Here is a 10,801-nt window from a genome sequence, read left to right as displayed (position 1 = left end):
AAATTCCATTATACCGGTAGAATTGTTGATATCCGTTAACACCAGTTGAGCAATTCCCCGTTCACACGCCTCCTCTACTAGTTTTTTAACTGTCATCGTGCCATACCGTAAACTGTACTGAGAATGAACATTCAAATACATACGCTAAACATCTAACTTCATTAAAGAAGCCCTGGTTACAGCCTGAGGGCCAAACCGCCTTCGAATCTTATCCATGGCCTGCACCAGGCTATATTGCTCCTGTGAATCACTATACAGGTCGATTTGTTCAAATCCATTGACCAGACTTGAAAGCCGCACACCAATCAGCCGCAACAACATTCGCTTCTGATAAACCTGTCTAAAAAGTTCTTTAGCTTTGGCAATTAAAACACTATCTAATGAGGTATATGGGATATTTGCCTGTTTGGTGACATCTTCAAAATTGGAATAGCGAATGGTGATGGTAATACAAGCTGTTAATTTTTTCTTCTCCCGAAGTTGGTAAGCCACATCCATTACCTGGGCAGTAATCAAATTGTAAATCATGTCCAGATCGATGCTATCTGCTTTAAACGTACATTGGGTACCGATGCTTTTAGCCTCGCTATAGGGAACTACCGGAGAATAATCAATTCCCCTGGCCTTCTGCAGTATTGATAAACCGTTCCGCCCCAGCAATGCGGTCATCTGATCGGGATGAATTTGAGCAAGCGTATAGATCTTTTTAATTCCCATATCACTCAGTTTAATAAAAGTCTTCTCTCCAAGACCCGGGATTTTCCGTATAGAAAGCGGGTTTAAAAAATCAGTTACTTCAGAACCGGTTATATTCAGCTCACCGTTAGGTTTACACTCGTTGGTTGCCATTTTAGACACTGTTTTATTTATCGACAGACCAAAAGAAATTGGGAGCTTCGTTTCCTTAATCACCAGTGCACGTAATTCATGAGCAAACTTAAGTGTTCCATGAAAACGGTCCATCCCAGTCATATCAATATAATGTTCGTCAATACTCGCCTTCTCAATTAAAGGCACCCGGTCGCGCAAAATCGCTGTAATTTCCATAGAAGCCTCAGAGTAGGCATCCATATTTCCCTTCACAAACAGCGCTTGAGGACATAATCGTTTGGCCATTCTTGAAGACATTGCTGAATGTATCCCGTATTTTCTGGCCTCATAACTACAAGAAGCTACAACTCCCCTGTCAGAAGTTCCTCCAATGATCACTGGTTTTCCTTTTAAAGAAGGATTCTTACGAATTTCAACGGATACAAAAAATGCATCCTGGTCCATATGGATAATGTGCTTATCGTTAGTCATGTCATCAAATTTAATCACTGCAAATTTATACTAATATTTTTAGTAAAAATAAGGTTTGATAACTTTTCTGGGGCCAGAGGTATCCGAGTAGTCAATTCCAATCTTGAAATCACCAAATAATACGATAGTCCATTAAAAAAAAAGGATAATTCATTGTTCTGAGGATGTAAAGAAAATAATTTAGCTTTCCTAACCAATATAAAACCAAATACAATGAAACAATTGTTTACCCTTTTGGTACTACTCTCCACGTTCTATCAAAGTAACGCACAAACTACAGCAGTTAATCCATCTATAAAAACATCCAAGGCGGTTTTAGATGATTTTATGGATCAACGTTTTGGGATGTTTATCCATTGGGGGCCCGTCACCTTACGTGGCACAGAAATAGGCTGGAGCAGAGGAACCAGTGTACCCGTTCAGGATTATGACAATTTATACAAAGAATTTAATCCTGTTTTATTTAATGCAGACACCTGGGTGAAAACAGCCAAAGAGGCTGGGATGAAATACCTGACAATTACTTCAAAGCACCACGACGGTTTTTGCTTGTGGCCGACCAAGTTTTCTAACTATAATATCATGAATTCGCCGTACAAAAAAGACATCGTAGGTGAATTGGCCAAAGCTTGTAAAAAATACAACATCAAGTTCTGCGTGTATTTTACAGTTTTAGATTGGCATGATCCAAATTATCCTATCCATCTTCCGGATGGAAAAAATGCGGATCCCAAGTCCGATATACACAAATTTATTGCCACCATGAAAAGCCAGTTGCAAGAAATCGTTACCCAATACCATCCATATATGCTTTGGTTTGACGGCAATTGGGAAAGCCCTTGGAAAAACGAATATGGAGCAGACCTGTATACATTTTTGAAAAAACTAGATCCGAATGTGATCATCAACAACAGAATTGGTGCAAGCCAAGGCGGTGAACACCCAAAATTAACTGAAGGGATTATCGGAGATTTTGCTACTCCGGAACAAAAAATCGGGGAACTAAACATGAAAAATCCCTGGGAAACCTGCATGACCATTTGTCAACAATGGGCATGGAAACCAAATGACAACCTAAAAACACTAAAAGAATGCATTCAGACCTTAGCCAAAACCTCCGGGGGAAATGGGAACCTTCTATTTAATGTTGGTCCAATGGCTGATGGTCGGATCGAACAACGCCAAATCAATAGACTTAAAGAGATGGGCGATTGGCTGGCTACCTACGGTGAGAGTATCTATGGTACTAAAGGAGGCCCATATAAACCAAATGAGGTCTTTGCTACAACCCGGAAAAACAATAAACTCTATGTCCATATTTTTGACGGAAAATCTGCTGATGTAATCCTTCCGGCATTAGAAGGCGTTAAGGTTAACCAAGCCTATTTGTTAAAAGGCAGCAAAATTAATTATAGTCAAAATACAGATGGAAGTATTGTACTTCGCTTACCAGAACATCTACCAAATGCAGATGATTCAGTCATTGTTCTTGAACTCAATACCAACGCTGAAAGAATATGAAACTAAACACCATCATTGTTCTGCTATTCGGACTACTTCTTTCCAGCTGCCAAACGACAACTAAAGACCAGCAGGTAAAACGCTTTGGCTCTATAACCGGTTTAAAGGCTGATAAACTGGCGAGATATAAAGAATTGCATGCAAATGCCTGGCCTGAAGTATTAAAAAAAATAAAAGACTGTCATATCCGGAACTATTCCATCTATCTTCAGAAAATAAAAAACGAATACTATCTGTTTAGCTATTTTGAGTATACAGGAGAAGATTTTGATGGAGATATGAAGAAGATGGCCGCAGATCCAAACACCCAACGTTGGTGGAAAGAAACAGATCCGTGTCAGCAGCCGCTACCAGAAACTGCTGCAAAAAAAGAAATATGGACTAATATGGAAGAAGTATTTCATACAAATTGAACTCGCATTTTTTTGCAGATTTAACAGCATCTGACTGCTTTAAAACATTTATTGTTAAATATTTTTAAAAAAAACTTAGAATTCTTTTAAACAATCCTTATTTTACACTTGTTATTGCTTTTCGTTGAGCAACCATTTTTCGGAAGCCATAATAATTTATTTAAATATCTAAATACAATGCCACAAGGAACAGTAAAATTTTTTAATGAGTCAAAAGGATTTGGCTTTATCGTACCTGAAAACGGAGATGCAGAGATCTTTGTACATGTAACAGGATTAGCGGGCCCTATCAGAGAGAACGACAAAGTTACGTATGAAGTTGAAAACGGCAAAAAAGGCCTGAATGCAACAAACGTGAAAACCATCTAAATTATAGATGATTGATTTAAAGCATCTCCAAAAGAGATGCTTTTTTTATTTCTATACCTTTATTGAAATTTTGCAAAATAGGCTGCCATAGGGTTGTCAGTTAGCGGTGTTTTCTTTGTGTTGTTAAACATAAAGACTCACTAAAAAACCTTTAAGATTATGACAACCGAAAACACAACTATCGAAGCTATTGAAATTCAATCATTTGTTTCATCTGCCAATATGCTGAATGATTGGCTGGGGCATCGCAGACTAACCAGACGTGTAATAGAGGCCTTTCCAGAAGATAAGTTATTTACCTATAGTATTGGAGGAATGCGCCCGTTTTCAGAAATGATGAAGGAAATTATTGATATTTCCGGGCCTGGAATACAAGGTATTGTAACGGATAGCTGGGAAAACACAGGCGGCTTTAACAAACATACCATCAGCCCACAAGATCGTACAAAAGAAGGATTACTTCGACTTTGGGACGAAGGAACTGAACAGATCAAAGCCTTTTGGCCACAGATTTCAGAGGAGCGCTTTCAGCAAAGAGTAGTGGTCTTTGGCCAATATGAGGGACAGGTTTTCTCCACCATTCTTTACTTTATCGATAATGAGATTCATCATCGTGCACAAGGTACAGTCTACCTGCGTAGCTTAGGAATAGAACCACCAGCATTTTGGAATAGGGATTAAGATCATAATTCTAATAGATATTTATAATTTAACTTATTTCCATGATAGTATAAAGCCAGATACCTTTGCTCCACGAAATTCAAAGCTCATAAGGGCAGAAATACTATTTAAGACAATCAAAATGGAATACAGAAAATTAGGAAATACAGATCTGGAACTATCCGTAATCACACATGGTGCCTTCGCTATTGGCGGTAGTATGTGGGGTGGCAATGAGAAAAAAGATTCTATCAATTCAATTAACGCATCGCTAGACCATGGAGTAACAAGCATCGATACCGCTCCTTTTTATGGCTTCGGTTTAAGTGAAGAAATGATAGGCGAAGCCATCAAAGGAAAAGACCGTTCAAAAATACAGTTACTGACCAAATTTGGCCTGGTTTGGGATGGTAGCAATAAAGGCAAAGGTGAATTCTTTTTCGATGCAGAAGATAATGGAAAGAAACTTCCAGTATTTAAATATACGTCTAAGGCCAATATCATTAAAGAAGTGGAAGAAAGTTTAAAGAGATTAGGTACCGATTACATTGACCTGTTACAGTTACACTGGCCGGATAATTCAACTCCTATAAGTGAAACTATGGAGGCACTTGAGTTATTGATACAGCAAGGAAAAATACGCGCGGCAGGTGTAAGTAATTATAGTGTGGATCAGATGAAGGAATCCGCAGAAACAATTAAACTGGCCAGCAATCAGGTTTCTTATAGCATGTTGAACCGTGCTATTGAAAATGACCTGGTGCCCTATGCTCTGGAAACGGAAACCGGAATTATCGTGTATAGCCCAATGGAAAGAGGATTACTCACCGGAAAATACTTTAAAGAACATAAACTCAAAGATAATGATCACCGCAATGGATATTTCAGCCAATTTGATGTAGACAAAGTGAAGACATTCCTCCATATCATTGAACCTATAGCACATAGTAAAAATGCCACTTTATCTCAGCTGGTATTGCGTTGGACAACATTACAGCCGGCAATTACAGTTGTCCTGGCTGGTGCAAGAAATGCAGAACAGGCCATTCAAAATGCGGCAGCTATGGATATTGATTTAAATAGTGAAGAATTGAACTTCATCAATCAGGAATTGCTTAAAGCAATCTAACAATAGAAAAAAACAGGTGCCACATAAGGCACCTGCTCATTTATTTCACTCTTCATCTTTTATCGGACGAAGATTATTGTTAAGTTTATGCATATTCAGTAATCCAATCTCTATGCAAATACTTGCTACCTTAATCGTAATTGATCGCGATGCGCTCCAACCAGTTTATCTGCAGCTGACCAACCGATTAATGCAACTGATCAAGGATGGCACCTTGCCGGTAGCCCATCGGTTACTCAGTACCCGAAAAATGGCGGACCTTCTTAAGGTACACAGAAAGACAGTCGTCAGGGCCTATGATGAACTATTAGCTCAAGGCTGGCTTGAAAGTGAAGGTGGTAATGGGACTTTCGTAAGCAGCAATCTACCACAATTAGAACTGAAAAAGCTGTCAGCCAAAAACCAAACTAGTATTAACGCCCTGAAAATTGCAGGCTTTTCTGTTGGCAATTCAGATCATTTAATAAGAAAGATGATTAAGACTACGCAGCAGTATCATCTGGATGATGGCTACCCGGATAACCGCTTAGCTCCATTAACCGAGCTATCCAGGGCTTATCGGACTCAACTTCTGGCGGGAAATTCCTATGTAAGGTTTGGTTATGGCGACACTAAAGGTTCTTTATCATTAAGAGAAGAACTATGCAATTATTTTGCAGAAACGCGCGGCTTAAATATCGGTACCGAAAATATTTTGATTACCCGTGGTACAGTTATGGGCCTTTACCTGGTTAGTGCAGCTTTAATAAAACCCGGAGAACATGTAGTGGTTACGGAACTCAGCTGGAAAGCAGCCACCATGAATTTCTTGGAAGCACAAGCCATCGTACACAAGATTGCCGTGGATGAGCATGGTATGATTATCGATGAACTGCGAAGACTATGCCTGGTAAAGAAAATAAGGCTAGTCTATCTCACCCCTCATCACCACTACCCTACAACAGTTCCAATGCGTGCGGATCGGCGGATGCAGTTGCTAAGCCTGGCGGAAGAATTTGGTTTTATCATTTTTGAGGACGACTACGATTACGATTTTCATTACCTGAATAAACCTCTTCAGCCATTAGCCTCAGCAGATAAAACCGGCCACGTGATCTATTGTGGATCATTTACCAAAAGTATTGCCCCTGCATTTCGTGTAGGCTATCTTGTTGCCTCTGAAAATGTGGTGCAACAATTAGCCCAATTGCGCCGTATTGTTGACCGGCAGGGAGATTTTATGCTGGAGAATTCTATTGCAGAATTATTTAAACTAGGCACAATACAAAAGCATTTACGTAAATCATTGCGGATCTATAGGGAACGAAGGGACATATTTTGCGACTTGATGAAACATTACCTCAATGACAAAATTCATTTTCAGGCACCAGAAGGCGGCATGGCTGTATGGACAATGGCAGATCATTCAATCAATATCCAAGATTTATCTTTAAAGGCACTAAAAAAAGACATTTACATCAACGATGGATCCGGGTTTGGCGAGGCACCAACAGCTAAGAACAATCTTAGACTGGGCTTTGCCTCATCAAATGTTGCAGAACTGGAATATATCATAGAAACGATAGCCAAGTTATTATAACCTATATATGTTAGCAATCGTCTATTACTACAACATTTTAAGGTCAATTAAATCCAGAACCGTATACCTCTTGTTTTCAAAATCATGATTTAAACAAGCCTTAATAATCGCATTAACCCCATTTGCATATGAACTATGCCCCAGCACCTTGGTCTCAATCGTTACTTCATCCTCACCGTTTCTAATAACAATTTTATGGTAAGCATGCCCGTTTAAAAACTCCAAAGGAATACCAATTTCATCCTGTTGAACTTGAGGATCCCGTATTGATACAACACTGCTGTGTGGAACATTTAAAGAATTGGCTAAATTATAAGCAGTACCTGGCTCCGTGTTTTTAGTAGATTGATGAGATTCAGTTATCGAAATTCCATAATTCTCAAAGTTTCCACCAAAAAGATTAATCATTCTAAGTGTCTTTAAAATTAGAATAGAAGTATTCGGGCAAATAATCAAGGGGAATTCAGGGATCATTTTTTCCGTTTCCAGGCCTGTAGAAAGCTCGATAAACACGGATTTCGTTCTTGCACAAAACGCCAAACACGTATTCAGTTCCCTTCCGGAGCCCGCATGAATAAGTATTGCCTTTTCATTTAGTGTTTGATACCGAGATTCCCATTTAATGACTTCGCAAGATGTAAATGTTAAATCGGCCCCCAAAATAGCGTTTGCTAATTTTCCAGAGCCAACGATGAATATTTTCATTCGTGTATTTCTAAAATTATTACAAAAGGCACCCCCTACTAAAACTCATCTATTGTAGATCTGATATCCAAATCTATAAAAGTGAAAACGACCTTAGAACCTTCTTGATCAATTTTAAAATTAACTAATTCCGAAATCAATTCTTCTGAATTCGAACCTGCACAGGCAGAATGATAAGCTAATAGATAAGAAAGACGTGCTTTACCTGTTTTATTTTCTTCATCAAACTCTGCTTCTTCAAGTTCCAGATCCGAGATTTCAGGTATTGCACCATCCGAACCATGGTAACCTAATAATATATCAATCACCTCATCCTCAGGGCTGACATCTTCATAGCTACCACTAAACAAAACCTCATTTAAAAACTCTTTTGTACTTAGTTCACCTTCTTGCAGCGATTCATAATCATCCTGCTGATACTCCAAATTTAATATTGCCATAAGTACGGCAAAATAACAACTTAATCCTTAATTCTATCTTATACTAAATGAAAAAAGAATCATCATCATTGCGGATTTCCATTCTCTTTACTTAATCCCTAAAAGATCAAATAGTTCCTCTTTCTTGTTCAACGCAATTGAAATAGACTTCCCATTAACAAGCTCAACCATATTCCCATTTACGCTTCTTACCGAGTCAAGATTTAAGATAAATGAACGCTGAATTCTAAAAAACTTGGGTAAAGACAAGATCTCCTCCATAGATTTAAGTGTTGCCTGTGTACTGTATTTACCAGATGGAATAACAATTTTCAAATAATCACCCTGGGCTTCAACGTATAAAATTTCATCCAATAAAATCTTAACCAGCTTTCCTTCCGATTTTATAAAGATTCGATCGTCAGTTACCTGTTGAATAGAAGACGAACGTTTTAGTTCCAGGTAATCTTTGGCTTTATTCACTGCTTTTAAAAAACGATCAAACCTCACCGGTTTAACCAGATAATCTGTTGCTCCTGTTTCAAAACCATCTATGGCAAAATCCCTGTAAGCCGTGATGAAAATAACAACTACAGAATTTTCCAGCGCACGTACAAATTCCAAACCATTCAGTTTAGGCATTTCTATGTCACTGAAAACAATATCAACGGGCTGATCTTTTACAAATAAAAGCGCGTCGACAGGATCTTCAAATGTGGCCAGAATATTTAGAAAAGGAACTGCTTTAGCAAAAGACTCAACAACATCCCTAGCCAGAGGTTCATCATCAATAATGACACAATTTAATTTTTGCATTAATTTTTTAAATCTAATTTTAGCGATACTTTAAAACATCCATCCGGATTTTGAATTTGTAATTCATACTTATCCGGATATAATAGCTGTAATCGCTTCCTGGAATTCTCCAGACCAATACCTCCAAAATCTGTCGTTTTTCTGATACCATCAATATCATTTTCGACTTCAAAACAAAAATACCCATTTTCAATCTTTATACATAGATTCAGCAATGAACCAGTCTTAGACTTCAGCCCATATTTAAAAGCATTTTCGATAAATGTAAAAGTTAAAAGCGGTGCAATATAAAATCCTGAACATTCCGATTCAGAAGGAAACTCGAGCCGAATGTCTTTACTCCCGGAATACCTCATTTTCTCAAGTTCCACATAGTTTTTGATAAATTCCAGTTCTTTACTCAAAGGAACCTTTTCAGTATTGGATTCATAGAGTGTATAGCTCATCGTATCCGAAAGGTTCAAAATGACCTCTGGAACCAAATCATCCTTCTTAAGACTTAAACTGTAAAGATTATTTAACGTATTAAAAAGAAAATGTGGGTTAAGCTGGGCCTTCAAAAAGTCCTTTTCTATATTGATATTCTGAATTTCAAGTGTTGCTTTTTGTTTCTGGATATTTAGCGTTCTGTTATAAAGCCTGGAGATTTCAAAGAGAATTTTGACAAAAAAGAACGGTGCCAAAATGGAAATAATAATAATTGCCTGTGATACCATTCGGTTTACCGATATTGCCTGGAAAAAGGTCTGGCTTGCAGCTCCTTTTATCGCTCCTTTCAATTCGCCATCCAGAATTTCGAAACCGAGTGAATGATATACAATGGAAAAAATGTAGGTAACTGAAATCCAAATAACAACAAATATTGGAAATGTGAAGATAATCAGCAGAATAGCAGTACCTACTCTGCCTTTAAATATTCTGGGTAAGGCAACATAAAAAAACAAGTAAAAAACAACCATATTAACAATGGTCATCCGTAACGTCAATATGAAACTGTTAAAGTACGTAAGATGATAGGCGATTCTGTAACTCAGGAACAGAAGTGCTGCAAAGCCCAACCACATCAGACTGTGAAATAAAAACCGCTTCTTTTTAGTATAGAACTGATCAAAATCAAATGCTGCAATCCTGTTTGTAAAGTAGTCTGAAAAAACCTGTGTATTCTGCATTAGTATCTTTTAAAGCAAACCAAAGATAGTTTTTTGGTTTGCTTGATTATATTTCAATTATAAAATTCTGATAATAGCGTTCATCACATTGATCGTGTTGTGTCCCAAAATAGGATAAATTATATTTCCGGAGAATTTTCTAAGTATACCAACACTTAAGGATGAAATTAAGGCCAGATAAACAATCGTCATTAAATCAAATTTAAATGCATGGTCCGCTGTGAGAAATACCCCGTGAACAACCCCGAACAGAACAGTTACAATAATGAATCCCCAACCAAACTTCAGCCCTTTAAAAGTCCATTTTGGAGGAAATGCTTTTTCCAGTAGCCATAAACTAATTCCCCTAAATGCAAGTTCTTCCGTTAAACCAGGTAATGTTGCCTGAAAAGCGAAGGTTTCCAGATCGAAACGACCACCCTTCGGAAATAAAACCAACTTAAAAATGAAATCAAACAATAAAAATCCAAAGAAAAACAAAAGACCAACAATCACCTGCTTTTTAGAATTCGTTTTCATCGTAAAACCGATTTCCTGTCTTGCAGATTTTGAAACAGAATAAATGATCACTAAAGACATTGCCAGACTTAAGATCTTTCCAATCCAGGAAAACTTAAGTCCCAGAAATTCCGGGCTGATGTATTGTCTGGACAGCTGCTGGATATAGCAATCTGCTAAAAAAAACAAGATAAAGAAGCCTAAATATTTTAACTGGCCTT

Annotated in this window: 13 protein-coding genes; 6 read left to right on the top strand and 7 right to left on the bottom strand. The window is 37.8% G+C overall.

From position 1 onward, the window contains the following. On the bottom strand, positions 1 to 141 hold a 141-nt coding region (locus VNZ46_RS29445), incomplete at its 3' end, for a PHP domain-containing protein (protein WP_414693530.1). Positions 142 to 144: 3 nt separating this feature from the next. Then, positions 145 to 1,302, bottom strand: coding sequence for a DNA polymerase IV (dinB, locus tag VNZ46_RS24455; protein WP_325563517.1), 1,158 nt, complete (start codon positions 1,300 to 1,302; stop codon positions 145 to 147). 213 nt (positions 1,303 to 1,515) lie between these two features. Here dinB and VNZ46_RS24450 point away from each other — a divergent pair, with 213 nt between their 5' ends. The 6 genes from VNZ46_RS24450 to VNZ46_RS24425 all read left to right on the top strand — a co-directional run bounded on the left by VNZ46_RS24450 (position 1,516) and on the right by VNZ46_RS24425 (position 6,973). After that, the gene (locus tag VNZ46_RS24450; RefSeq protein ID WP_325563515.1) at positions 1,516 to 2,823 is read left to right on the top strand and encodes an alpha-L-fucosidase; all 1,308 of its coding nucleotides are present in this window, start codon (positions 1,516 to 1,518) and stop codon (positions 2,821 to 2,823) included. Continuing rightward, positions 2,820 to 3,236 carry an L-rhamnose mutarotase gene (locus VNZ46_RS24445; protein ID WP_325563513.1) on the top strand — a complete coding sequence of 139 codons (417 nt, stop codon included), beginning with the start codon at positions 2,820 to 2,822 and terminating at the stop codon, positions 3,234 to 3,236. Before VNZ46_RS24450 ends, VNZ46_RS24445 begins: the two co-directional genes overlap by 4 nt. Positions 3,237 to 3,413: 177 nt before the next feature. Further along, the gene (locus VNZ46_RS24440) at positions 3,414 to 3,605 is read left to right on the top strand and encodes a cold-shock protein (RefSeq protein WP_133778273.1); all 192 of its coding nucleotides are present in this window, start codon (positions 3,414 to 3,416) and stop codon (positions 3,603 to 3,605) included. Between the two features lie 159 nt (positions 3,606 to 3,764). Continuing rightward, complete coding sequence (locus VNZ46_RS24435) at positions 3,765 to 4,286, top strand: DinB family protein (protein WP_325563511.1); 522 nt, start codon at positions 3,765 to 3,767, stop codon at positions 4,284 to 4,286. Between the two features lie 121 nt (positions 4,287 to 4,407). Continuing rightward, on the top strand, positions 4,408 to 5,394 hold the full coding sequence (locus tag VNZ46_RS24430) for an aldo/keto reductase (protein ID WP_325563509.1): 987 nt from the start codon (positions 4,408 to 4,410) through the stop codon (positions 5,392 to 5,394). A gap of 112 nt (positions 5,395 to 5,506) precedes the next feature. Further along, positions 5,507 to 6,973, top strand: coding sequence for a PLP-dependent aminotransferase family protein (locus VNZ46_RS24425; protein WP_325563507.1), 1,467 nt, complete (start codon positions 5,507 to 5,509; stop codon positions 6,971 to 6,973). A gap of 27 nt (positions 6,974 to 7,000) precedes the next feature. Here the strand turns inward: VNZ46_RS24425 and VNZ46_RS24420 are convergent, their stop codons facing one another. From VNZ46_RS24420 to VNZ46_RS24400, 5 genes are all read right to left on the bottom strand, one after another. Continuing rightward, positions 7,001 to 7,678 (bottom strand): dihydrodipicolinate reductase C-terminal domain-containing protein, encoded by a 678-nt coding sequence (locus VNZ46_RS24420; RefSeq protein WP_325563505.1) that lies wholly within the window; start codon positions 7,676 to 7,678, stop codon positions 7,001 to 7,003. Between the two features lie 38 nt (positions 7,679 to 7,716). Next, the gene (locus VNZ46_RS24415) at positions 7,717 to 8,118 is read right to left on the bottom strand and encodes a hypothetical protein (protein WP_325563503.1); all 402 of its coding nucleotides are present in this window, start codon (positions 8,116 to 8,118) and stop codon (positions 7,717 to 7,719) included. 87 nt (positions 8,119 to 8,205) lie between these two features. After that, on the bottom strand, positions 8,206 to 8,913 hold the full coding sequence (locus tag VNZ46_RS24410; RefSeq protein ID WP_325563501.1) for a LytTR family DNA-binding domain-containing protein: 708 nt from the start codon (positions 8,911 to 8,913) through the stop codon (positions 8,206 to 8,208). Beyond that, positions 8,913 to 10,082, bottom strand: a complete 1,170-nt coding sequence (locus VNZ46_RS24405; RefSeq protein WP_325563499.1) for a sensor histidine kinase — start codon at positions 10,080 to 10,082, stop codon at positions 8,913 to 8,915. Before VNZ46_RS24405 ends, VNZ46_RS24410 begins: the two co-directional genes overlap by 1 nt. 57 nt (positions 10,083 to 10,139) lie before the next feature. Then, on the bottom strand, positions 10,140 to 10,801 hold a 662-nt coding region (locus tag VNZ46_RS24400; RefSeq protein WP_325563497.1), incomplete at its 5' end, for a CPBP family intramembrane glutamic endopeptidase.

Origin of the sequence: Pedobacter sp. (assembly GCF_035566355.1) — a bacterium.
Classification (GTDB): Bacteria; Bacteroidota; Bacteroidia; order Sphingobacteriales; family Sphingobacteriaceae; genus Pedobacter.
Note: the sequence above shows the minus strand (reverse complement) of the source record. Positions and strands in the feature narration are given on the sequence as shown.